Annotated in this window: 17 protein-coding genes, 1 pseudogene and 1 riboswitch; of the genes and pseudogenes, 15 read left to right on the forward strand and 3 right to left on the reverse strand. The window is 47.6% G+C overall.

What is annotated here, in order from left to right; all coding sequences use genetic code 11:
* Window positions 1-136: 136 nt before the first annotated feature.
* Window positions 137-3,178 (reverse strand): annotated as a pseudogene (locus J2Z34_RS14080) (vitamin B12-dependent ribonucleotide reductase); the annotation flags it as partial.
* Between the two features lie 150 nt (window positions 3,179-3,328).
* Between J2Z34_RS14080 and J2Z34_RS14085 the strand changes: the two are divergent.
* The 3 genes from J2Z34_RS14085 to J2Z34_RS14095 are packed head-to-tail and all read left to right on the forward strand — an operon-like array spanning window position 3,329 to window position 5,170.
* Complete coding sequence (locus J2Z34_RS14085; protein WP_209460507.1) at window positions 3,329-3,841, forward strand: gamma carbonic anhydrase family protein; 513 nt, start codon at window positions 3,329-3,331, stop codon at window positions 3,839-3,841.
* On the forward strand, window positions 3,838-4,689 hold the full coding sequence (locus J2Z34_RS14090) for a CvfB family protein (RefSeq protein WP_209460508.1): 852 nt from the start codon (window positions 3,838-3,840) through the stop codon (window positions 4,687-4,689). The genes J2Z34_RS14085 and J2Z34_RS14090 overlap by 4 nt, the downstream gene beginning before the upstream one ends.
* Before the next feature lies 1 nt (window position 4,690).
* Window positions 4,691-5,170, forward strand: a complete 480-nt coding sequence (locus J2Z34_RS14095) for a GAF domain-containing protein (RefSeq protein WP_209460509.1) — start codon at window positions 4,691-4,693, stop codon at window positions 5,168-5,170.
* 150 nt (window positions 5,171-5,320) lie between these two features.
* Here the strand turns inward: J2Z34_RS14095 and J2Z34_RS14100 are convergent, their stop codons facing one another.
* Complete coding sequence (locus J2Z34_RS14100; RefSeq protein ID WP_245250794.1) at window positions 5,321-7,987, reverse strand: cation-translocating P-type ATPase; 2,667 nt, start codon at window positions 7,985-7,987, stop codon at window positions 5,321-5,323.
* 95 nt (window positions 7,988-8,082) lie between these two features.
* Complete coding sequence (locus tag J2Z34_RS14105) at window positions 8,083-10,002, reverse strand: NAD(+) synthase (protein WP_209460510.1); 1,920 nt, start codon at window positions 10,000-10,002, stop codon at window positions 8,083-8,085.
* A gap of 479 nt (window positions 10,003-10,481) precedes the next feature.
* Here J2Z34_RS14105 and J2Z34_RS14110 point away from each other — a divergent pair, with 479 nt between their 5' ends.
* The 12 genes from J2Z34_RS14110 to J2Z34_RS14165 all read left to right on the forward strand — a co-directional run bounded on the left by J2Z34_RS14110 (window position 10,482) and on the right by J2Z34_RS14165 (window position 25,357).
* Window positions 10,482-14,162, forward strand: coding sequence for a phosphoribosylformylglycinamidine synthase (locus tag J2Z34_RS14110; protein WP_209460511.1), 3,681 nt, complete (start codon window positions 10,482-10,484; stop codon window positions 14,160-14,162).
* Window positions 14,163-14,185: 23 nt separating this feature from the next.
* The gene (gene purE, locus J2Z34_RS14115; protein ID WP_209460512.1) at window positions 14,186-14,665 is read left to right on the forward strand and encodes a 5-(carboxyamino)imidazole ribonucleotide mutase; all 480 of its coding nucleotides are present in this window, start codon (window positions 14,186-14,188) and stop codon (window positions 14,663-14,665) included.
* Window positions 14,665-15,369, forward strand: coding sequence for a phosphoribosylaminoimidazolesuccinocarboxamide synthase (gene purC, locus J2Z34_RS14120; RefSeq protein WP_245250795.1), 705 nt, complete (start codon window positions 14,665-14,667; stop codon window positions 15,367-15,369). The genes purE and purC overlap by 1 nt, the downstream gene beginning before the upstream one ends.
* Window positions 15,369-16,769, forward strand: a complete 1,401-nt coding sequence (gene purF / locus J2Z34_RS14125) for an amidophosphoribosyltransferase (RefSeq protein ID WP_425348052.1) — start codon at window positions 15,369-15,371, stop codon at window positions 16,767-16,769. Before purC ends, purF begins: the two co-directional genes overlap by 1 nt.
* A complete protein-coding gene (gene purM / locus J2Z34_RS14130; protein ID WP_209460513.1) occupies window positions 16,762-17,763 on the forward strand; it encodes a phosphoribosylformylglycinamidine cyclo-ligase in 1,002 nt (333 codons plus the stop codon). Before purF ends, purM begins: the two co-directional genes overlap by 8 nt.
* Entirely contained in the window at window positions 17,751-18,329 is a 579-nt protein-coding gene (gene purN, locus J2Z34_RS14135) for a phosphoribosylglycinamide formyltransferase (protein ID WP_209460514.1), read from the forward strand. Before purM ends, purN begins: the two co-directional genes overlap by 13 nt.
* A gap of 10 nt (window positions 18,330-18,339) precedes the next feature.
* Window positions 18,340-19,848, forward strand: coding sequence for a bifunctional phosphoribosylaminoimidazolecarboxamide formyltransferase/IMP cyclohydrolase (gene purH, locus J2Z34_RS14140; RefSeq protein WP_209460515.1), 1,509 nt, complete (start codon window positions 18,340-18,342; stop codon window positions 19,846-19,848).
* A gap of 11 nt (window positions 19,849-19,859) precedes the next feature.
* Window positions 19,860-21,104, forward strand: a complete 1,245-nt coding sequence (gene purD, locus J2Z34_RS14145) for a phosphoribosylamine--glycine ligase (RefSeq protein ID WP_209460516.1) — start codon at window positions 19,860-19,862, stop codon at window positions 21,102-21,104.
* 127 nt (window positions 21,105-21,231) lie between these two features.
* Window positions 21,232-21,335: riboswitch (SAM riboswitch) on the forward strand.
* Between the two features lie 74 nt (window positions 21,336-21,409).
* Window positions 21,410-22,381, forward strand: coding sequence for a methionine ABC transporter ATP-binding protein (locus J2Z34_RS14150; RefSeq protein ID WP_209460517.1), 972 nt, complete (start codon window positions 21,410-21,412; stop codon window positions 22,379-22,381).
* Window positions 22,371-23,012, forward strand: a complete 642-nt coding sequence (locus tag J2Z34_RS14155; protein WP_209460518.1) for a methionine ABC transporter permease — start codon at window positions 22,371-22,373, stop codon at window positions 23,010-23,012. The genes J2Z34_RS14150 and J2Z34_RS14155 overlap by 11 nt, the downstream gene beginning before the upstream one ends.
* A gap of 55 nt (window positions 23,013-23,067) precedes the next feature.
* Window positions 23,068-23,904: a MetQ/NlpA family ABC transporter substrate-binding protein gene (locus tag J2Z34_RS14160; protein WP_209460519.1), complete on the forward strand. Its 837-nt coding sequence runs from the start codon at window positions 23,068-23,070 to the stop codon at window positions 23,902-23,904.
* A gap of 190 nt (window positions 23,905-24,094) precedes the next feature.
* On the forward strand, window positions 24,095-25,357 hold the full coding sequence (locus J2Z34_RS14165) for a 4Fe-4S dicluster domain-containing protein (protein ID WP_209460520.1): 1,263 nt from the start codon (window positions 24,095-24,097) through the stop codon (window positions 25,355-25,357).
* The last annotated feature ends 2 nt before the right edge of the window (window positions 25,358-25,359 follow it).

The raw sequence follows: 25,359 nt of genomic DNA on the forward strand, positions 1-25,359 counted from the left end.
GGAGTCCCATATCCTAACTTTTGCTCCAAAATAGGTATAACAATAGCAAAATCGACGAACCTTAAGTTAAGATTCGTCGATTTGTCTACAGTCTGACAATAAAGAGGGAAGCGTAAGCTTCCCTCTTTATTGCGTCTTATGAGCATCCTGTGGTTGATCCGCAGTCAAGGCATACCTTGCATGTGCCGTTTCTTACCATCCTTGTGCTTGAGCAGTTCGGACATACTGAATCATAGAGCTTTTCGCCGTTCTTTTCAGCATCCTTTATGACAGTCTGAGTTTCAAGTTTAAGAAGCGGCTTGCCATTTTCCTTCTTTGAACTCTCCTCGCTCTTCATCACTATCCTCGCCACGTTCTTCACTGGTCTGTTGATGAGGTCCTCCGCTTCAGGCTTGACCTGGACTCTGGTGAAGTCACCGAGCTCAAGGTCGATGACCTTGGATATCAGGTCTGATATTGAAGTCACGTTCTTGATGTAGGGATGCTTTGATACGAAACCATATGGCTCGTACTTCTGACCTCTCAGCATCTTCGAGATATCCTTCGGCGGTATGTGGTACTGGAGCATAACTGAGATAGTCTTTGAGAGAGAATTAAGGAGTCCTGTTATAAGAGTTCCTTCTCTGTCTGTGGTTATGTATATCTCCGAAATCTCGCCACGTTCGTTTCTGTTTACAGTTGTGTATATCTTGACATCCTCAATCTGGGCAGGGTGAGTATGTCCGGCCCTTATCCCTGTCATCTTTTCCCTTACTGATGACTGAGCTGGCTTTGATTCCTTCTTCTGAGCCTCTTTTGCGAACTGGAGCAGCGCGTCGTAAGTCAGGCTTTCGAGATTAAGGTTCCTGACCTCAGCATCAAGCCTGGTATTGAGAGGCTGTGCATACTTTGAGCCGTCCCTGTAGAGCGATATTCCCTTAACACCTGTCTTCCATGACAGAACTACAACATCCTTGAAATCCTCCACGGTGGCTTCCCTCGGAAGGTTGACTGTCTTTGATATTGCGCCTGAAACCAGAGGAGTAAGCGCTGCTACCATAAGTACGTGACCCATATGGTGTATGTATCTCTTTCCTGTTCCGCAGGTATTGGCAGTATCGAAAATCTGGTAATGCTCCTCCTTGAGGTGCGGAGCTCCTTCAATCTTTCCATCCTTTACCATGCCGTTTTCCTCAGCCCCGATATAAGCCATTATTTCTTCAATCTCTTCAGGCGAATATCCCAGGTTTTTGAGGGCAACTGAGATTATGGGGTTCGCGATGGTCATGAAACCTCCGCCAACAAGCTTCTTGTATACGACATGTGAGAAGAAGGGTTCAAGGCTTGTTGCCGCGCAGTCCATGGCAAAGGAAATCGTTCCTGTAGGGGCTATTACGGATACCTGGGCATTCCTGTATCCATGAGCCTCTCCGAGGTCCAGAGCATCCATCCATACTGACTTGAGAGTCTCTGACAATCCTTCCTGGCCAAGAGCCTCTAGCTTCTCATGGTCAACGGAGTAGGGGATGTAGTGGAGTCCTTCGTACTCGCTGTCAATTGCTCCTGCGACCCTTGCGTGATTCCTGATTACCCTCAGCATATAAGGCCTGTTCAGCTCGAACTTCTCGAAAGGACCTGCCTTTTCAGCCATCATTGCACTTACAGCGTAGCTCTTGCCTGTTATCATGCCTGTCAGGGCTGCGGCAAGTGTCCTTGCCTCATCCGAGTCGTAGGGCATTCCAAGGGCCATGAGGAGGGATGCAAGGTTAGCGATGCCAAGGCCTGTTGTCCTGAACATGTATGTCTTCCTTGCTATATCCTCGGTGGGGAACTGTCCCCACTGGATCGACCCTTCTAGGAGAAGCTGGGAAAGACCTATGATATGCGAATAGCCTTCCACATCAAACTGGTTTGTATCAGGGTTATAGAACTTGTACAGGTTGATCGATGCAAGGTTGCAGCTCGTGTCATCAAGGAATGCATATTCACCGCATGGATTTGTTGAATTGAGCCTGTTATGGTGTGCACCGATTTCTCCGTCCTCACCTGCAGGGCATGTATGCCATGCATTGAAGGTATCGGTGAACTGAGGTGCCGGATCAGCAGATTTCCATGCAGCTTCATTGAATTTATCCCACAGGTCCCTGACCTTCACGTTCCTGTTGACCCTCTCGTCCATTCTGCCGCGGAGAGTGATTTCCTGGTCAGGGTCGTTCTTAAGGGCCATAACCTTGTCCATGAATTCATCAGTAAGCCTTACTGAGTTATTGGAATTCTGGCCGGATACTGTCTCATAGGCTTCTCCATCCATATCGGCATCATAGCCCATCTTCGCCAGAGCCCTTACCTTATCCTCTTCCTTTGCCTTCCACATTATGAAGGTTTCAATCTCAGGATGGTCAATGTCGAGACATACCATCTTTGCGGCCCTTCTTGTAGTTCCGCCTGACTTGATCGCTCCGGCATTCCTGTCGAGACCCTTGAGGAAGCTCATTAGACCTGAAGATACTCCGCCACCTGAGAGCTTTTCGCCTACGCCTCTAATGGCTGAGAAGTTGGTTCCTGTTCCTGAACCGCCCTTGAACAGCTTGGTTTCGGTCACGTACTGCTCTGAAATCGAATGGCTTCCCAGAAGCTTGTCTTCAACCGACAGGATGAAGCAGGCGGATGCCTGTGTCCTGGAATACCCGTCCTCCGACAGCACTACCTTCCTCTGGATGGGATCGAAGTAGAACAGGTCGTTCTTGCCTCCTGATATGCCATAGCTCTGCTTGAGTCCTGTATTGAACCACTGTGGTGAGTTTGGTGCGTACATCTGGTTAAGGAGGCCGTAGACCATCTCATCATAGAATATGCTCCTGTCCTCGTCAGTGTCTATAAGACCGTCATCTATGAGTGCGTCAGCCCAGAAGCTTACCATCCTGTGAGCTACCTGCTTCATTGAGTTTTCATAGCCCAGTTCACCAGGAACTCCGGCTTTCCTGAAATACTTGGATGCTATTATGTCGACTGCATTCTGAGAATAAAAGGTAGGGAACTCAAGGTCCCTCATCTCTGTTAATATCCTTCCGGACTTGTAGTCCTTGAGGAGAACATCCCTCTTTTCCCAGTCGAACAGGTCATAAACCGTTTTTTCTTTATTATTCTCAAGCTCTTTAGTATAATAACGCTTGAACAGTTGTTTTAGTTTGCTCATTTCGTACCTCCTTGATTTGACTCGATAGTAACAGTATAATACTACATATAGTCACAAGCAAGCTGTAAACACACTACATATTGATTTACATTATGAACAAACAGTAAACCTGAAAACGTCCTGAGACGTTCGGAACCAAGAGGAGCAGTACAGTTGATAAGAGCTTTGGGAGAAAAGGTGCCTCGTGTCAATGAGGATTCATTCATCGCTGAGAATGCTATGGTCGTCGGCGACGTAAAGTTGGGCAGAGGAGTCTCGGTCTGGTATGGGTCTGTCCTGAGGGGAGACACAGGTCCGATTACCATAGGAGAAATGAGCAACATACAGGACCTGACGCTCATCCATGTAAGCATGGGAGGACATACTGACATCGGGAGCAACGTATCCATAGGGCACAAGTGCACCATACATGGCTGCACGATAATGGACGATACCCTTGTAGGAATGGACTCAATTGTACTGGACAGGGCTGTAATAGGCAGGTTCTGCATCATAGGCGCAGGAAGCCTGGTCACAAAGGGAACGGTGATACCTGATAAGGAGGTATGGGTCGGAAGACCGGCAAGGTTCCTCAGAAAATGCGAAGACAAGGATATCGAATATATACTGCATGCAGCGGAACACTACAGAGAGTTTTCTGCCATGCACAAGGGAGACGAAAAATGATAAAATTCGGAGATTTCAATGAACTGGCCGTCAAGAGAGCGGCGTCCTTCGGTCTTTACCTGGATGCCGGGACAGGGAACTCATCAGACGACATTCTGCTGCCAACTGGCAGCATCACTGGCGACAAGCCTGCCATAGGTGAATTGGTAAGGGTATTCATCTATAAGGACTCAAAGGACAGACTTATAGCGACCATGAAGACACCGCTGGCAAAAGTCAATGAACTGGCTTACCTTAAGGTTACCGGAGTGTCAGATTTTGGAGCCTTCTTGGACTTCGGGCTTGAGAGAGACATTCTCGTACCGAAGAGAGAGCAGAAGTATCCCATGCTCAAGGAAAGCAGCTATCTCGTATTCCTGTATGAGGATAAGACAGGAAGGCTTGCGGCAAGTACTGAGGTTGACAGATACCTTGAAAATGCTGAAGAGGGAACCTACAAGATGGGTGACGAGGTAAGGGGAGTTGTCTACGGCAAGCAGACCAACGATTCACTTATGGTAGCCCTTGACAACAAGTACAGGGCAGTTGTGCTGAAGACAGAGTACTTCACAAGGATACTTCCGGGAGAAATCGTGGAAGGCACAGTAAAGAAACTATATGAGGATGGAAGAATAGGCTTCACCCCGAGGAAGAAGATGGTTGAGGCAAAGGAAGAGCTTTCTGATAAGATCATGTCATACATCAAGTTTCATGGCGGATCCATGCCATACAACGACAAATCAACACCTGAGGAGATTAGTTCTGCATTTGCCAGCAGCAAGAACTATTTCAAGATTGCCCTTGGCAACTTGATGAAGAAGGGACTAATCGAGCAGGACGAAAATGGAACGCATCTTAAGGAGAAATAGCATGGATTTTGTATTCGAGAAGACACCCGACAGGGAAGCAAGGTTAAGGACTGCCAGGCTGTTCGTAAAGAGCCAGCTTGGGAAGGAGAAAGACCTTGTAGCAAATCTTTCCAACATAAGCGCAATACTTAAGGAATCGATGGACGACCTCAACTGGGCAGGCTTCTACATGATGAGGGAAGGGGAGCTGGTGCTCGGGCCTTTCCAGGGTAAGCCCGCCTGCGTGAGGATCAAGCCAGGTGAAGGTGTATGCGGAACTGCTGTGGCAGAGAGAAAGCCAATGCTCGTGGATGATGTGCATGCTGTAGAAAACCATATAGCATGCGATTCCGCGTCAAGATCCGAGCTTGTGGTACCTATATACTCCAATGGAGAGGTCTTCGGGGTCATCGACCTTGACAGCCCGAGTCTCGCAAGATTCACTGAACTTGAACAGCGCTATGTAGAGGAAATTGCTGAACTTATAGGAAGCTCCCTATAATAGGTGAATACTTCAGATTGAAATGAGTTTAAGTTGGACATAATTGTCTGATGATGAAGATTTTGATAAAAAATGGGCAGCTGCCGGTTAATCCGGCTGCTGCCCATTTCATTGCATTAAGTTCTTTTAGTGTCTTTGACCTGATGTCTGTTAGTCGTCGTCAGCTCCACCCAATCGTCTGAATAGCTTTATAATCTCATTGACGATAAGAGGTATGAGAGACAGGCAGACGACAAGCACCCAGTCTCCGAATGGCAGGTTGTGGACCTTGAAGGCCGCTGCCAGCGGTGGTATCGATATTACTCCAAGCTGGAGCAGTATGCCTACGAATATGGATCCTATGAGATACTTGTTGGTGAACAGGCCTACCTGAATTATCGATTTTGTAGCGCTCCTCATGCTGAGTGCATAGAACAGCTGAGTAGTTGAAAGAACTACGAACGCCATTGTCCTTGCATACATCAGCACATCCTCTGAGGCTGTCGCGGAATCCCATATGGATACTCCTCGCTCTCTCAGTCCGAAATAGAATGCGAACAGTGTCAGAGATCCAATTAGTATACCGCCTATAAGGGCTCTTACTGCGGCTCCGCCTGCGAAGAAGCTTTCCTTCGGATCTCTCGGCTTCTTCTTCATAACGTCATGGTCGCCTGGATCAACTCCAAGCGATATAGCTGGAAGAGTATCAGTGACCAGGTTGACCCAGAGTATCTGAGTCGGAAGCAAAGGTATCGCAAACGAGAAGAGGACTGATACGAATATGGCTACAATTTCTCCAAGGTTGCAGGAGAGGAGGAATATGACTGCCTTCTTGATGTTGTTGTAGATGTTCCTGCCTTCCTCTATGGCTGCGACTATGGTGGTGAAATTATCGTCAGTAAGAATCATGTCAGCCGCTCCCTTGGAGACGTCAGTGCCAGTGATTCCCATTGCAACACCAATGTCAGCATGCTTGAGCGACGGTGCGTCGTTGACTCCGTCACCAGTCATGGAAACAATGTTTCCTTTAGCCTTATAAGCCTTTACTATCTTTACCTTGTGCTCAGGGGAGACTCTCGCGAATACCCTGTAGTTGTTTATATTTTCTGCAAAAGTCACTTCGTCCAGCTCTTCGATCTCGGCACCGGTAAGCGCCTGATCAAGCTTCTCGGCTATTCCAAGTTCCCTGGCTATTGCTACGGCAGTGTTCTTGTGGTCGCCAGTTATCATTATGCTGGTTATTCCGGCACCCTTGGCTGCAGCTATTGAATCCTTAACCTCAAGCCTTGGAGGATCTATCATCCCGACGAAACCAAGGACTGTGAGTTCCTTTTCCATCTCTTCAGGCTCGATCATGCTGTCTACATCCTTAAATGCAACTCCAAGTACCCTGAGGGCCTGGTTAGACATGCTCTCGCTTTCTTTGAGGATCTGATACTTTATCTCGTCAGTAAGCGGTCTTACCTTGCCATCAACGAGTATACTCGTTGAGATTTTAAGTATGTTGTCTATTGCACCCTTTGTATGAACCCTGAAGCCGTCGCCTTCTTTGTTGAGAGTGGACATTAGCTTCCTGTCTGAATCGAAAGGCTTCTCATTTACTCTTGTGAACTCGGAATTCAATGGTTCCTTGTACATGTTGTGCCTGTTTCCGAGAATAATAAGGGCAACCTCTGTGGGATCTCCTGTCGATTCCTTTCCATCGCTTGTAGCATCAGAACAAAGGACGAAGGACCTTATCAGTTCTCTGGCATCCTCTCCAGCCTGCAGTTCTTCACCCTCCCTGTCGAGGCTGACAAGATTGTCAAGAGTATAGTGTTTGACTACGGTCATCTTGTTCTGTGTAAGTGTTCCGGTCTTGTCCGAGCAGATTATGTTTACCGAGCCTAAAGTCTCGACTGCAGGCAGCTTCCTGACTATTGCGTTTATCTTGGACATCCTTGTGACGCCAAGGGCAAGTACTATTGCCACGATCGCAGGAAGTCCTTCAGGGATTGCTGCGACAGCAAGGCTTATTGCTGTAAGGAACATGTCAAGCACCGGTCTCTTCTGGACTATTCCAACGAGGAACATAATGGCAGTGATTCCGAGAGCAAGCTTTCCAAGGGTTTTTCCAAGCTCATCCAGCCTTACCTGGAGGGGAGTCATGCTTTCCTCGTCTTCATTGAGGCTCTTGGCGATGCTTCCTATTATTGTGTTCATTCCGGTATGTACGACTAAGCCTTCGCCTCTTCCGTAGGTCGCAAGAGTTGACATGAAGGCCATGTTATTCTGGTCTCCAAGGGGAACTGATTCACCCTGAAGGATCTTCGAGGCATCCTTGTCGGTAGGCACTGATTCGCCTGTAAGCGCTGATTCTTCAATCTGAAGATTCTTGCTCTGAATAAGCCTCAGGTCTGCAGGAACATACCTGCCCGCATCGAGTATGACAATGTCTCCGGGCACAAGCTCGGTTGAATTGATTTCAACCTCCTTGCCGTTACGCCTTACGATGGACCGTGGTGTCGTAAGCTTGTTGAGTGCCTCGATGGCCTTCTCGGCCTTGGCTTCCTGGATGACTCCTATGGCAGCGTTAAGCACAACTACTGCGAGAATGATAATTGCATCCGCATACTCGTGGACAAGTACTGTCACGACAGCAGCAGCGAGTAAAACGTAGATAAGCGCATCCTGGAGCTGTCCGAAAAACAGCGAGATCAGCGACTTCTTCTTCTTTCCTTCCAGCCTGTTGGGGCCGAACTTTTCCTGTCTCTCCGAAACTTCCGCATCTGACAGCCCGAGGGCTGCATTTGTCTGAAGCTCGTTAAGCGCATCTTCATGTGATTTTGAATACCACAAATTGATTCACCTCTCAAAAATATTTAGACAATAACAAAGTTAGTTTACCAAATCTCAGGGATTAATTCCACATAAACCGTCAGAGTGCGCGGTAATCATTCCTCTTCAAGCTCCCTGATGAATGTTGCGAACGAAGCATCCGATGGCATCCTCAGGTCTCCTCTCGGAGAAAGGGCTATGGTACCAACCTTCGGACCGTCAGGCATGGCTGACCGCTTGAACTGCTGAGTGAAGAACCTTCTCAGGAAGAACTTCAGCCATTTCCTTATTTCATCACTTCCGTAGGTACCCTTGAAAGCATGCTCTGCCATGAACAGTATCTTATCGACCGTCGCCCCGTACCTCATAAGGTGATAAAGGAAGAAGTCATGGAGCTCATAAGGTCCGATGATATCCTCGGTCTTCTGTGATATCTCGCCGTTTTCATTCTTTGGAAGCAGCTCAGGACTGACCGGTGTATCAAGGATGTCCAGGAGTATTTCAGATATCCTGCCGGTAAATTCATGCTCTGCCGCATACCTCACCAGGTATCTCACCAGGGTCTTCGGAATTGATGAATTCACCCCATACATGGACATCTGGTCACCGTTGTAGGTGCACCATCCCATGGCAAGCTCAGACAGGTCGCCTGTGCCTACGAGAATTCCATATTCCTTGTTGGCTATATCCATGAGGATCTGAGTCCTCTCCCTGGCCTGCACGTTCTCATAGGTCACATCATGGACAGAAGGGTCATGGCCAATATCTTTGAAATGCAGGAGACATGCTTCCCTTATGTCGATTTCCCTGAAGGTCGTACCAAGCTCCCTGCAAAGCTCGACTGCATTCTGATATGTCCTGTCGCTGGTTCCGAAGCCCGGCATGGTGATCGTGACGATGTCTGACAGGGGCTTCTCCATGATCTTCATGGCCTTTACCATCACAAGAAGTGCAAGGGTGGAATCCAGACCTCCTGAAATTCCTACAATTGCTTTCCTTGCACCAGTGTGGACAAGCCTCTTGACGAGTCCATGGCTCTGGATGGACAGGATCTCTTCACATCTCATCCTTTTTTCCTCTTCATTCCTTGGAACGAAAGGGTGGGGGTCTATGAATCTGTCAAACGCAAATAGGTTTGACCTGTCCTGGGCGAACTTCACCCTTTCAGCAATAAAGGCTTCCGGAATCTCAGCTTCCCTGAAGCTGGAGTTCTTTATCCTTTCACCCCTGATCCTTGAAAGGTCAATATAGGCTGATATGGTTTCTGAACCGATCACGAACCTTTCATTTTCAGCAAGGATGGTCCCGTATTCAGAAACCATGAGATGCCCTCCGAAAACTACATCGGTAGTCGATTCCTCGACTCCGCAGGAGCTGTATACATAAGCTCCGATATTCTTCGATCCCTGTATCCTCACCAGGTCTTTCCTATAGCTGCTCTTTCCGACAAGCTCGTTGGATGCCGAAAGATTAAGTATGATTTCCGCTCCCTGCAGAGACAGGTAAGAGGAAGGGGATACAGGCGCAAAGAGATCCTCGCAGATCTCCACCCCGAAGGTATAGTCTCCGCAATCAAAAACGAGGCTTCCGAAAGGAATGTCCTTCTGGAAGGGCAAATCGATGTACTTTGTCATCGCATCCCTTGCTCCTGCGAACCACCGTGACTCATAAAATTCTGAATAGTTGGGTATGCTCCTCTTTGGCACTATACCAAGGACCTTCCCCCCCTTGAGGACTGCCGCACAGTTAAAGAGCCGCCCCTTAAAGTTCAGTGGAAGACCGACCGCTATCGCCAGCTCCTTTCCCTTTAGCTCCGCAGCCAGCACATCAAGCCCCATAAGGGACTTTTCAAGCAGGTCTCCTGTGAGAAACAGGTCTGCTGATGTGTAACCAGTGATGCACAGCTCCGGGAACACAGCCAGACGGACTCCCTCCACCTCCATTCCATGCATGAGCTGCGTTATCTCACTCAGGTTATACTCGATATCAGCTACCTTCAATGATGGCTTTGCTGCCGCCACCTTCAAATAATCCATATGCTCAACTCCCGACAAAATCATATTGTTGACATTACCCCTTTTATTATATCATCACTATCGCCATTCTAGCGAAAAACATTGGGTTAGCAAGAGCGGGATCAAAACTTAAATAAATATAATAAACTGAGCTGAGGGATTCACTTTGTTAACAAACACAAAACGAAATCTTCAACTTTTAGTATTAATATGGATACGGATACTCCTCTTGGGGCTGTCTGTACAAAGTTTCATCTAAAGCCTTTGTAACCAGGTTTGTGTAAAATTCCGGAGATTTCTGGCTTCATTATGTTTTAACTGTGTTGTGACTGCACTATGAAAATGATGTTGGCGAGATTTGCCGTTTTACCGCGCAAAGTTTAAAAATCCCGCTTATCGTTCGTTATAACACGAACGATGAGCAGCAAAATACAACTAAACATTGACTTTGTTCACAGTTTTGTTAATATTTAAGTGAAGAATGTTCGCTGGAGGTTCTCATGGATCAAAATATTTATGTTGAAAAGAAAGAAGGCTACCGGAACGAAGCAGAAGGGCTCGCCAAAGAAATGCGGGAGATGCTCGGCATCGTTACAGCAGTCAGGATAGTCAATATCTACACAGTATACGGGCTTGATGATAAGGAAATCGGGGAGGCTAAGGTCAAGATATTTTCTGAGCCTTCCATTGATACGGTTTACGAAGACAATTCATTCCTGGATGGCCTGGACCATTTTGTGCTTGAGCCGCTGCCAGGTCAGTTCGATGCAAGGGCGAAGGCATCAGAAGAATGCATACAGCTGATACTTGGTAATTTCAGAGCAAGGGTCCGATGCAAGAAGCTTTACGGGTTTAACGGGCTGTCAGTCAGGGATATCCTGAGAGTAAGGGACTATGTACTGAATCCTGTGGAAATGAGGGAAGGTAGTCTCAAGGTGGAGCCGCTTCATGGAGAAACACCGGTGAGGCAGGTCGAGACAGTCAAGGGCTTCAGGTACTTCAACCAGAAGGAGCTCATGGATTTCCTCAGGAAGAACTCACTTGCCATGACGTATGATGACCTGCACCTTATACAGGACTACTACATGGATGAGAAGAGAGACCCTTATATAACTGAAATAAAGGTGTTTGACACCTACTGGTCTGATCACTGCAGACACACTACATTCAATACCGTCATAAAGGACGTCGAGTTCCTGTCAAATTCAGACAGGGAAAAGGCAGCATATGAGAGGTATATGGAGCTCAGGAAATCGCTCAGGCGTGAGAGCAAGCCTGTGACACTGATGGACATAGCGACCATAGGAGCCAGGTACCTCAAGGCAAGGGGACTTGTAAAGGACCTTGATGTTTCTGAAGAGATCAACGCATGCAGCATAGAGCGTGAGATCGAGACCAGCTCAGGCAAAAAGAATATCCTCATCATGTTCAAGAACGAGACCCACAACCATCCAACTGAAATCGAGCCGTTCGGAGGAGCTGCCACATGCCTCGGCGGAGCCATCAGGGACCCGCTAAGCGGAAGAAGCTACGTATATCAGGGAATGAGGATAACTGGCTCAGGTGACCCTAGGAAACCATTGAAGGATACTCTTCAAGGCAAGCTTCCGCAGAGGGTCATAACCAAGGGTGCGGCAAAAGGCTTCAGTTCCTATGGAAACCAGATTGGCCTTAACACCGGATTCGTTGAGGAAGTATATCATGACGGATATGTGGCAAAGAGAATGGAAGTCGGCGCAGTCATAGGCAGCGCACTGAAGGAAAATGTGATCCGTGAGACGCCGCAGCCTGGTGATGTTGTTATTCTCATCGGCGGCAGGACAGGAAGAGACGGGATCGGCGGAGCCACCGGTTCATCGAAGATACACTCAGATTCATCTCTACAGGAATCAGGATCAGAGGTCCAGAAGGGAAATCCCGTTGAGGAGAGGAAGATACAGAGGTTCTTCAGGAATGAGGAAGCAGCAAAGCTGATCGTGAGATGCAATGATTTCGGTGCAGGCGGAGTAAGCGTTGCAATAGGAGAGCTTGCCGACTCCCTGGATATCTATCTTGACAGGGTTCCCAAGAAATATCAGGGACTTGATCCAACTGAAATAGCCATATCCGAATCTCAGGAAAGAATGGCTGTTGTGACAAGAAAGGGTGATGCTAAAAGGTTCATGGATCTGGCATCAGAGGAGAACCTCGAGTCAACCATTGTGGCTGAAATCACCGATTCAGGAAGGCTTAGGATGCTTCACGGCGCAGATATCGTCGTAGACATCAGGAGGCGTTTCCTGAACACAAACGGCGCAAGTGCCTATACATCAGTTGCGGTAGACAAGTCCTCTGCATCAAAGAAAAGGAAACAGACATCTGCAAGAAATTCAATGGAAGCAGCACTCAATGACCTTAAGTCAGCTTCACAGAGAGGTCTCCTCGAGATGTTTGACACGACCATAGGAAGAAGCCAGGTAGTGCTTCCCTATGGTGGAACAAGTCAGGATACGAAGAGCCAGGGTATGGTTTCTCTTATACCCCTAAAGGGTTTGGTCACCGATGAGGCAACCGTCATGACATATGGCTTCGACCCTGATGAAAGCTCCGAAGATACCTTCACCGGAGCATACAGGGCTGTGGTTGAATCCCTGGCTAAGATGGTGACGCTTGGAGCCTCCCACAGGGATGCAAGGCTTTCCTTCCAGGAGTACTTCGAAAGACTTGGAACAGACAGCATCAAATGGGGAAAGCCATTTTCGAGCCTGCTAGGTGCACTTGCTGCACAGCTTGACTTCAAGGTTCCTGCGATTGGAGGAAAGGACTCGATGTCCGGTACGTTCAATGACATAAGCGTACCTCCGACTCTCATTTCCTTCGCGGTAAACACAGTGAATGTACATAAGGTCATAACAAACGACCTGAAGGCTGAAGACAGCATTCTGGCAGTCCTTAGGACTACTGAGAATGACGGACTTTACACCAGCGATTCTTTCAACATGAATGCAGAGCTTATATTCGACCTGAGGGACAAGAACCTTCTGCTATCAGCCGACACACTGAAGAGAGGAATCTTCAGGACTTTAACCAACATGGCACTTGGTAACAGAACAGGTTTCAATGTCTCTGAAACTAAGGACCTTTTCCTTAAGGATCCAGGCAGCTTTGTGGTGCAGGTCAAAAAGGAAGCTCAGACACTTCTCGCAGGAAGCGGAGCAGTCATAATTGGCACAGCAGGAATTGGAAATGAAGCGGTATTCGGTGATGAATCCTTCTCCTTTGATGACGTCAAGTCATCAGTTGACGAACCACTCAGGAAGGTATTTGGCCTCGGCGAGAGAAGCGGTGACAAGCTTATAAGGATGCTGTCTGAAAAGACTGCGCCGGCAATAGCAAAGAGGGTTCCTCAGCCAAGGGTGCTCATACCGGTTTTCCCGGGCTCAAACTGCGAATATGACCTTGAGCAGGCATTTACAGAAGCAGGCGGAAAGGTTTCGACCTTCGTCTTCAGAAACAGCGAAAAGGATCTTCTGGAATCAATAAGAAACCTTGCGAAGGCTGTAAAGGAAACCAACATACTAATGATCCCCGGTGGATTCTCAGCAGGTGATGAGCCTGAAGGATCAGGAAAATATATAGCGAACATCCTGAGGAATGCTGAGGTCAGGGATGAGGTCATGAATCTTATCAGGAAGAGGGATGGACTCATACTTGGAATATGCAACGGCTTCCAGGGTCTTGTCAAATCCGGGCTGCTACCTTATGGAGAGATCATAGAGCCGAAGGATCACATGCCTAACCTGACGTACAATACAACCGGAAAGCATATGAGCGTAATGTCAAGAACCATGGTTACGTCTAAGAACACACCTTGGCTTTCAGGTGCAGTCCTGGGACAGGTATACGATGTGCCAATATCCCATGGCGAAGGACGGTTCGTGGCAGATGAGAAGACTCTTATGGAACTCATGAGGAACGGTCAGATAGCTACACAGTATGTGGGGCCTGATGGAATACCAACCATGGAAGCTCCATATAACCCCAACGGCTCGATGATGGCAGTAGAGGGTATTACCTCAGCTGACGGACGGGTCTTTGGCAAGATGGGACACACTGAAAGATATAGGCCGGGACTATACAAGAACTACAAGGGAACATACCTTGAGAACATGTTCAAGTCAGGAGTAGATTATTTCAAGTAACAAAGACATAAGGAGTGAAACGAATGAAGGTTCTGATCATATTCGGAAGCCAGTCGGACAAGGACACCATGAAGAACGCCAAGCTGGCACTCGATGAATTCGGGATTGAAAGCACATCCTACGTGCTTTCAGCCCACAGGGTTCCAGAGAGACTCGAGGAGATTCTTGCACAGAAGGAAAAGGAAGGCTATGAGGTTGTCATAGCCGGAGCAGGACTTGCAGCTCATCTGCCAGGAGTCATCGCATCAAAGACCATCCTCCCGGTAATAGGGGTTCCCCTTAAGGGAGCGCTGGAGGGACTGGATGCACTTTACTCGATAGTGCAGATGCCGAAGCCAATACCGGTTGCGACAGTTGGAATCGGAAATGCATACAATGCCGGCATACTGGCGGCTGAAATGCTTGCAATCAAGTACCCCGAGATAAAGGATAAGCTCATAGCTTTCAGACAGGACATGAAAAAGAAGTTTTTGGAAGAAAATTCAGTGGAGGTAATATATTAATGGGAAAAATGCTTTACGAAGGAAAGGCCAAGCAGATATTTGAGACCGAAAAGGATGACGAGGTCATCGTATACTACAAGGACGACGCGACCGCATTCAATGGAGAAAAGAAGGGAACCATCGAGGACAAGGGCGTTCTCAACAACAGGATCACCGAGACACTATTCACTTACCTCTCCAAAAATAGCGTAAAGACACACTATATCAAGACCCTGTCAGACAGGGAACAGCTGGTGAAGAAGGTTTCAATAATTCCCCTTGAGGTCATTGTCAGGAACCTGGCAGCAGGCTCCATGGCGAAAAGGCTGGGAATAAAAGAAGGCACTCCCCTTAAGACAACAGTGTTTGAAATCTGCCTCAAGGATGACTCACTTGGAGATCCGATGATAAACGACACTCATGCCGTGGGTATAGGTGCTGCCACATTTGAAGAGCTCAAAGAGATCTATGCCATGACAGATAAGATAAATGAGCTGCTTAAGGCTTATTTTGACAAGATAGGTATAATCCTCGTGGACTTCAAACTCGAGTTCGGCAAGGACAAGGATGGCAACATACTGCTCGCTGACGAGATAAGCCCGGATACCTGCAGGTTCTGGGACAAGGTGACTCTTGAGAAGCTTGATAAGGACAGGTTCAGGCGCGATCTCGGCAACGTCAAGGGTGCCTACGAAGAGATCATGGGAAGGATGAATAAGATATAATGATGTTCATTAACGATGACAAGTTCAAGGAAGAGTGCGGTGTCTTCGGCATCAGCTCGAAGGGCAAAAATGCCGCATACGCCGTGTTCGACGGCCTGTATGCTCTGCAGCACAGGGGCCAGGAGAGCGCAGGCATAGCCTCGGTTTATAACAGCGAAATAATCGTCAGGAAGAAGATGGGGCTTGTTGCAGAAGCGATAGACAAGTGCGACCTCGAGGACCTGAAGGGCGAGATAGCGATAGGACATGTCAGGTATTCGACACAGGGAGACTCAAACGTAATCAATGCACAGCCGCTGACATCCAAGTCCAAGCACGGATCCATGGCGGTGGCGCATAATGGGACACTTGTCAACGCTGATGTCATAAGAAGCCTTCTCGAGGATGGCGGTTCGGTGTTTACCACCGAGACTGATTCCGAGGTGATACTTAACCTTATAACAAGGGCACTACCAAAAGGACCTGAAAAGGCCATAATGGACACTGTGAAGACCGTCAAGGGAAGCTTTGCTCTTGTCATAGCCTACAGGAACAAGCTAATAGGAATAAGGGACCCTCACGGTATCAGGCCGCTCTGCATAGGCACAAAGAACGGTGACTATATCCTCGCATCTGAAAGCTGTGCAATTGACACTGTAGGCGGAACGCTCCTCAGGGACGTTGAGGCTGGTGAAATGGTAGTCATCGAGGATGGTGTACTTACTTCGTATGTATATTCAGAGAAGACCAAGGGACAGACATGCTCTTTCGAGTATATCTACTTTGCAAGGCCTGACAGCGTAATTGACGGAATAAGCGTCCATTCGCTGAGGGTGAAGACCGGAGAGGAGCTTTTCAAGGAGCATCCAATAGAGGCTGATGTGGTTATTGGAGTCCCAGACTCAGGACTAGCAGCTGCTATCGGATATTCAAGGGCTTCCGGGATACCATTTGATATCGGATTCTCCAAGAACAAATACATTGGCAGAAGCTTCATCGCCCCATCCCAGGAAGAGAGGGAAAGGGTGGTTTCACTTAAGCTCAATGCCCAGAAGGAAGTAGTCAAGGGAAAGCGAGTGGTCCTCATCGACGATTCCATTGTAAGAGGAACCACCTCCAGGTACCTGGTTGACCTTCTATACAGGGCTGGTGCTACCGAGGTCCATTTCAGGGTAAGCTCTCCGATGGTAAAGTATCCGTGCTATTTCGGCATAGACACGCCATACAGGAAGCATCTCATCGCAGCAGTCATGACCAAGGACGAAATCAGGGACCACATAGGCTGCACAAGCCTCGAGTACATTTCAAAGTCCGGTCTTGTCAGGTCGCTTGGCAGGGACAGCTTCTGCACGGGCTGCTTTACAGGAGTATACCCGCTGGGAGCTCCCAGCGAATTCATGGAGGTGTTCAACAATGCTTGATTACAAGGAATCCGGAGTCGATATTGAAGAAGGCTACCGGTCTGTAGAAAAGATCAAGGCTCATGCCGCAAGGACCCTGAACAGCCTGGTGCTTAACAGCATAGGCTCATTCGCCGGAATGATGGAGCTTCCGAAGGGATATGAAAATCCCGTGCTCATCACAGGAACAGATGGCGTGGGAACCAAGCTTAAGATTGCATTCGCTCTGGGACGCTACGATACATTTGGTATTGATGCTGTCGCAATGTGCGTCAATGACATACTCTGCCATGGTGCGTTTCCTCTCTTTTTCCTTGACTACATAGCCTGCGGGAAGCTTGATGCGAAGGTCGCCAGCGACATTGTCCTGGGGGTTTCCGAAGGCTGCCTACAGGGCGGATTGGCACTTATAGGCGGTGAGACTGCTGAGATGCCAGGATTCTATGAGGAAGGCGAGTACGATATAGCCGGATTTGCAGTCGGAGTACAGGAAAAATCAAAGATCATCAACGGGTCTAAGATAATAGAAGGTGACATCCTCGTAGGACTAAGGTCTTCTGGCTTCCATTCTAACGGCTTCTCGTTACTCAGGAAGATCTTCACTGACCTTGCAGAAGACTTCGAGGGAGGCACAATCGGAGAATACCTTCTTACACCGACGAGGATATACAAGGACATAGTAATGAAGGCCATGGAAAAATTCGATATCAAGGGAATGGCACACATTACCGGAGGCGGTCCAATCGAGAACATACCGAGGATATTCAGCGGAAAGACCTTGGATGCAGTCTTCCTCAAGGACAGCTATGAGCTTCCTGCAGCATATTCACTCCTGAAATCAAAAGGCTATGAACCTGATTCACTTTACAATACGTTCAACATGGGCATAGGCTATGTCTTCTGCATCGCAAAGGAAGACAAGGATGCTTTCCTTGAAATGCTCAGGTCTGAAGGTGAGGATCCGGTTGAGCTCGGATATGTCAGGAAAGGCGAGGGGGCCCTATGTATAGAATAGCAGTGCTCATCTCGGGAACTGGAAGTAACCTCTTGTCACTCATCGAGGACTCGAAGGCAACAGGACTTTACGAGATAGCCATAGTTGTCGCAGACAGGGATGCCAAAGGAATAAACCATGCTTCTGAAAATTCGATACCCTACCTTGTCCTTGACAGGAAGGATCCGCTTCTTTCAGACAAGGTACTTGAAGCAGTAAAGGGGACGGACCTTGTGGTCCTTGCAGGCTTCCTTTCAATTCTCAAAGGCCAGATACTAAAGGAATACAAGGACAGGATAATAAACATCCATCCGTCTCTTCTTCCTCAGTTCGGAGGAGAGGGCATGTACGGACTTAAAGTCCACGAGGCAGTGCTGAAAAGCGGAAAGCTTATTTCAGGCTGCACTGTGCACTACGTCAACGAGGATGTTGATGCCGGAAGGCTGATACTCCAGAGCATAGTATCCACTGAAGGGGCTACTACCCCCGAGGAGCTGCAGGCGAGGGTACTTGGGAAAGAGCATGACACTCTGACTACTGCAGTCAGGATGCTGGCCATGGAAGGTTCAACCAGGGGCATAAGATAAGGAGGATAAGATGAGAGCACTTATAAGCGTATTCGACAAGACAGGACTTAAGGAACTGGCGCTGTTCCTTGAGAAGAACGGTGTGGAGATAATCTCGTCGGGAGGTACATACAAGTATCTTCAGGCAGAAGGAATAAAGGTCAGCACGGTAGAGTCAGTCACTGGCTTTCCTGAAATACTTGACGGAAGGGTAAAGACACTTCATCCTTCCATTCACTCAGGCATACTCTACATCAGAGAGAACGAAAGCCATGCCAGGCAGGTGAAGGAACTTGGAATAGAGGGCATCGACATAGTATGCGTAAATCTCTATCCCTTCTTCGACAAGCTGAAGGAAAACCTCCCTGAGGAAGAGCAGATAGAGTTCATCGATATCGGCGGTCCGACAATGCTGAGGGCAGCTGCCAAGAATTTCAGGGATGTGTACGTCCTAAGCGACCCAGGTGACTACGAAGGATTCATATCAGGCTTCAGTTCCATGGAATCTGACCGATATGGAGAATCAGCGGTCTCCTTCAAGAAGCATCTTGCAGGAAAAGTATTCAGCCTGATGGGAGCTTATGACAGTGCTGTAGCTACATACATCCTTGGAGGATCTTTCAACGAATACCTGAACCTCTCATACAGGAAGGTCAAAGACCTGAGGTATGGAGAGAATCCGCACCAGAAAGCCGCGTATTATGAGTCCCTTACAGCGCCTGGTGCTCTAAAGGACATGGAGATCCTCTGGGGCAAGGAGCTTTCCTACAACAACCTTAAGGACATGGATATAGCCTGGAAGTCAGTCTGCGAATTCGAGGAGGATGCATGCTGCGCTGTGAAGCACAATACACCATGCGGCTTCGCCCTTGGGAACGGCAGCTTTGATGCCTACAGGAAAGCATATGAGTGCGATACCGTATCCATATTCGGAGGGATAGTTGCCCTCAACTGTCAGGTGACCAAGGAAGCTGCAGAGATGATGAACAACATATTCCTCGAGGTAGTAATGGCACCGTCTTTCACAGATGAAGCGCTTGAGATACTGAAGAAGAAGAAAAACCTGAGGATAGTGCGTCTCGAGGCAAAACCATCGCAGATCGCATCTGCAGTTACTCTTGACGGTCTCATCCTTACTCAGGATGAGGATCTGGACTTTGTAAAAGAAATGAAGGTCGTTACAGAGAAGGTTCCAACCAAGGAAGAGATGGATGAGCTTGTTTTCGCAATGCGAGTTGTAAAATATGTGAAATCCAATGCCATTGTCGTTTCAAGGGACCGTATGGCAGTTGGAATCGGCGGCGGCCAGGTCAACAGGATAGATGCGGCTAAGTTTGCGCTCTCAAGGGGCGAAGGAGCCACAGTCATGGCATCCGACGCATTTTTCCCGTTCGGGGATGTGGTTGAAGAGGCAGGCAAGTATGGCATAAAGGCCATAATACAGCCAGGCGGATCCTTAAAGGACCAGGAATCAATAGACAAGTGCAATGAGCTTGGAATTTCCATGGTGTTTACATCCATGCGCCATTTCAAGCACTGATGGGGGAACATATGAAGATACTCATAATAGGGGAAGGTGCAAGAGAGCACGCGATTTCCAAGAAGCTGGCCAAGTCGGACAGGGTTGATAAAATATTCATAGCACCTGGAAACGGCGGCACCTCAAGAGAAAATAAATGTGTGAACATTCCTGTCACTGATTTTTATGAACTCAGGGACTTCGCAGAATCAGAAGGCGTTGGCATAACCATAGTAGGTCCTGAGGTTCCGCTCATGGAAGGCATAGTAGACATATTCCATGAAAAAGGTCTTAAGATAATCGGGCCTGACAGGAAATCCAGCCTTCTTGAAGGTTCCAAGGCTTTCTCCAAGGAATTCATGAAGAAGTACGGAATAAAGACCGCTGCCTATGAGACCTTCACTGACTTTGACAAGGCTCTCCAGTATGTCAAAGGACATGAATATCCGCTTGTAATCAAGGCTGACGGACTGGCACAGGGTAAAGGCGTGGAAATACCCTTTACCTACGAGGATGCAAGGAGGATACTGGAAAGCTTCATGCTCGAAGGGAAGTTCAAGGATGCAGGCAAGACCGTCGTCATTGAGGAATTCATAACCGGTAAGGAAGCCTCGATAATTTCAATCTTCGACGGAAAATCAATACACCCATTCATATCAGCGATGGACCACAAAAAGATTGGTGAAGGAGAGACCGGACTTAATACTGGAGGCATGGGATCCCTGTGCCCTAATCCTTATTACTCCGAGGCCGTAGAGAAGGACTTCAATGAAAACATTCTTGCGAGGACCCTTCAGGGACTTGTCGCAGAGAATCTGATTTTCACAGGGATAATCTTCTTTGGCGTAATCATGAATGAAAAGGGTGCGTATCTTCTTGAATACAACTTAAGGTTCGGAGATCCTGAGACCCAGAGCCTGATGGAGCACCTGGACAGCGACCTTCTGACTATATTTGAGAAGGCTCTGGATGGAACGCTTGCTGAAGGGGACATCAGCTTCAAGGATGGGAAGACCCTTTGTGTTGTACTTGCAGCCAAGGGTTACCCTGAAACCTATGTAAAGAATGTCGAGGTATCCGACCTTGAAGATGAAGGAGTTTCGTTCTACCTTTATTCCTCGGACTACAGGGACGGTAAATTCATATCAAAGGGCGGCAGATTCCTTTCTGTGGTTGCACATGGAAAAGGTGATGAGGTATTTGACAAAGTTTACGGAAACATCAGGAAGATCGAGAATGAAAATGTCTGCTACAGAAGGGATATCGGAAGAGTCTGATAAATATCAGTCAATTTTCTATCCGATAGAGAATAATATATTTTTTACCTGATTGGTGTTTTATCCAATTTGTTCTATTGACATTGATAGAAAAAGACACTAAACTATGAAGAAATGAATATTCATTTTCTTATCAAGAGAGGTGGAGGGACAGGCCCTGTGAAACCCGGCAACCGATACTTTAGGGTATACGGTGCCAATTCCTTCAGTAGCGATACTGGAAGATGAGAATAGATTCGGCTTCGCGCGCCTGGTTTATTCTCAGGCGCTTTTTCTTTTACATTTTTCTACATAGAGGTGCACAATTGATCGATATCGAAAACATCAACAAAAGCTACGGTGATCTGACAGTCCTCGAAGACGTCTCAATGAGCATAAACAAAGGCGAGATATTCGGGATAATAGGTCACAGCGGTGCCGGCAAATCGACACTGTTAAGATGCATAAACGGACTTGAGCCTATAGGCTCTGGCGACATACGGATCGATGGCAGAAGCGTCAGGTCCATGCAGGGTGAAGAGATGCGGCAGCTGAGAAAAAAGCTGTCAATGATTTTCCAGAACTTCAACCTCCTGAACCTGAAGACTGCATACGAGAACGTGGCCCTGCCCATGGAAATCTGGGGTTACGGCAAAGAGGAAACCAAGAAAAGGGTGCTTGAGCTGCTAAGACTTGTAGGCCTTGAAAATAAGGCAAGAAACAAGCCTAAGGCACTGTCTGGCGGAGAAAAGCAAAGGGTTGCCATAGCAAGGGCGCTTGCAATGGACCCTGAAGTGCTTCTTTGCGACGAGGCTACTTCAGCGCTCGATCCGAAAACCACCAAAGAAATCCTGCAGCTACTCGACAAAATCAACAGGGAGCTTGGAATTACCATAGTGATTGTCACCCATCAGATGGAGGTAATCAAGGAAGTCTGCCATAGGGTGGCTCTCATGGAAAACGGCAAGGTACTTGCTCAGGGAGAGGTAGGCGAGCTGTTCCTGAAACCTGGCAGCGAGCTCAAGACACTTCTTGCAGAAGACGAGTGGGACCATCTGCCTCCTGGCATCAACATAAGGATTGCCTTCACCAGGGAATATACCAACGAAAGTGTAATTACAGAAATGGCTAGGGAGCTTGATACCAACTTCTCCATAGTATGGGGAAAGCTTGAAAAATTCAGGAGCGATGTTCTTGGAAACCTTGTATTGAACATTGAGCCTAAAGACAAAAACAGGATAATCGAGTACCTCGAGAAAAGGGGACTTTCCTGGGAGGTGCTGACAGATGAGCTTTGATCTGATATTTAAGGCTTTTCAAGAATCGATATACATGATACTAGTTGCTTCTGCTCTTTCAGTATCATTCGGATTTCTGCTGGCAGTAGTGCTGGTCTATACCAATCCGAAGGGACTTAAGCCGAATCCTGCTGTTTACAAGGTGCTGGACTTCGTAATCAACATGTTCAGGAGCTTCCCGTTCCTGATACTCATGATAATGCTGTTCCCCCTCGCAAGGCTTCTTGTAGGAAAGACCATAGGTACCACTGCAGCCATAGTTCCTCTGTTCATCGGAGCGATACCTTTCGCTGCAAGGGTCATAGAGAACGCATTCTACTCGGTGGATTATGGTATCATCGAAGCGGCCAAGTCGCTTGGTGCAAACAACAGACAGATCATACTCAAGGTAATGCTTCCCGAAGCAATGCCTAACATCGTAGCAGGTATCACCAATACCGTCATAAGCATAGTTGGATATTCTGCCATGGCGGGATCCATTGGCGGAGGCGGTCTTGGAGACATAGCGATACGTTACGGTTACCACAGGTACCAGATGGATGTGCTTTATGTCACTGTAATCATACTTTTCCTTCTTGTCCAGCTGTTCCAGACCATAGGAAACATAATATACAGACGACTCGTCAGATGACGCGCGAAAATTTGCTTCATATATAATACAAAAACAAAAAACGGAGGGATTCAACATGAAATCAAAGAAACTAGTAGCACTTGGACTTACACTCGCTCTTTCAATAGCTGCTGCAGCTTGCGGCAGCAAGACTCCTACACCCACAACGGCACCTACTGCAGCACCTACAAAGGTCGAACTTAAGACTCTTAAGGTAGGAGCGACTCCTGTTCCACATGCTGAGATACTTGAAGTTGTAAAGCCACTGCTTGAGGCTAAAGGCTACAAGCTTGAGATAGTAGAGTTCACAGACTATGTGACTCCTAACAAGGCTCTGTCAAGCAAGGAGCTTGATGCGAACTTCTTCCAGCACGTTCCTTATCTCGACGAGATGAACACAAAGGAAAACCTCAAGCTCACCTACACTGTAAAGGTACATGTTGAGCCGATCGCGTTCTATTCAGAGACTCTGAAGGACATCAAGGAACTCAAGGATGGATCGACCATCGCTATACCAAATGACCCGACAAACGGAGCAAGGGCACTTATACTCCTTGCGGCAAACGGACTCATCAAGGTCAAGGACGGCCTTCTCATAACTGCAATGGACATTACTGAGAATCCGAAGAACCTCAAGTTCGAAGAGCTTGAAGCGGCAGCTATCGCAAGGGCACTTCAGGATGTTGACGGCGCTGTCATCAACACCAACTACGCGCTTGAAGCAGGTCTCAATCCAGTAGCCGACGCCCTGATAATCGAAGACCAGGAGTCACCATACGCGAACATACTTGCCGTAAGGGAAGACAACAAGGACGATGCTGGCATCAAGGCACTGGGAGAAGCTCTCAATTCTCCAGAGGTAAAGGCATTCATCGAGTCAGAATACAAGGGTGCGATAGTTCCAGCGTTCTAATAATTATTCAGTTGTTACTTGTTTGTGAACAAAAATTAAAAATATATTTCTTCAGGGAAGCGTTGAATACCAACGCTTCCTTTTAAAATTCAGCTTGTTAAAACATTTACAATTATTGAGATACTTTGAATACGGTGCTATACTGAATAAGGTATTTGTTATATTTTAGATAATTTTCAGGAGGATTCATATGAAATTATTCTCTATTTCAAAATCAGTACATGTACCAAAGTTCAAGCCAACTGAGAGATTCAGTGGAATAACGGTCATGGATGCAGGGAAGACCCTGTACTACTCGCTTTCACAGCAGCACAATCTCGTGTGCGAGCCTGCAGTGAAGAGAGGCGACAGAGTTCTTGTCAACCAAGTAATCGGTGTCAGCACGAACAAAAGCGTGGTACCGGTTTATTGCGGCGTTTCTGGAACAGTCAAGCAGATTGTACAGAAGTACGACCTCTCTGGTGACAAGGTCAACATGATCGTCGTGGAGAACGACGGACTCTACGAGACCATGGAAAGAACGGCTTTGAACTATGGAGCAATGTCCCTCGATGAAATCAAGGATGCCGTAAAGGAACTTGGAGTAATCGAAACACAGAACCTTTCAAACCGGAAGCGCGGACTGCACCTGTCATTTAGGAGCAACCCAAAGCACATACTGCTTAACGCATCCGAAAGCGGCCTTTATGGCGTGCTTGGTGAAGCCCTGTACACCTCTGTCAAGGATGATTTCATACTTGGAATCAACATCCTCAAGGACATCTACAAGACTGCAGAGATATCGCTTCTCATAACAAGCGATGCTGAATCACTTGCAGGATTCACTGATGCCGTTGCAGGAACAGGGGTAAAGGTCGTCGCAAAGGTACCTACCCAGTTCTATCATGACATGAACCTTGCTGCCAGAGATGTATATGGTGATTTTGCCATGAAGGACACAATGGTTATTGATGCCTTCATGCTTCCTTCTGTTGCAAGAGGTCTCGCAAGAGGCGAACTAAGCCATACCGACCTTATCATGGTGTCGGGAGAGGCTGCCGGCAAGAAGGGAATGTATAGGGTACCACATGGCACTCCTATTTCTGAAATCATGGCTGCTGCAGAGGTTAAGGATCCTTTCAGGATTGTTGCCGGATCCATCCTTGCAGGTAATGCAGTATTTTCCAGTGAAGCTCCTGTCAACAGGGGAATCAAGGAACTGCTTTTCCTATCTGAAGCTGAGGTTTCCAAAGAAGAGGAAGTCAACTGCATCAGGTGCGGAAGATGCGCTGACGTATGTCCGGTAGGGCTCAAGCCTTATGATCTGAACGCATTGGTAATAGTAAGGGACTTTGACTCATTCTTCGCAGAAAGAGGCGGAATGTGCGTTGAGTGCGGACTTTGCTCGTACATCTGCCCGTCAAAGAGACATCTTACTCAGTCATTCAAGACTGCTAAGAAAGTCAAGAGATAGGA

The sequence above is a fragment of the Youngiibacter multivorans genome (genome assembly GCF_017873395.1).
GTDB lineage: Bacteria > Bacillota > Clostridia > Clostridiales > Clostridiaceae > Youngiibacter > Youngiibacter multivorans.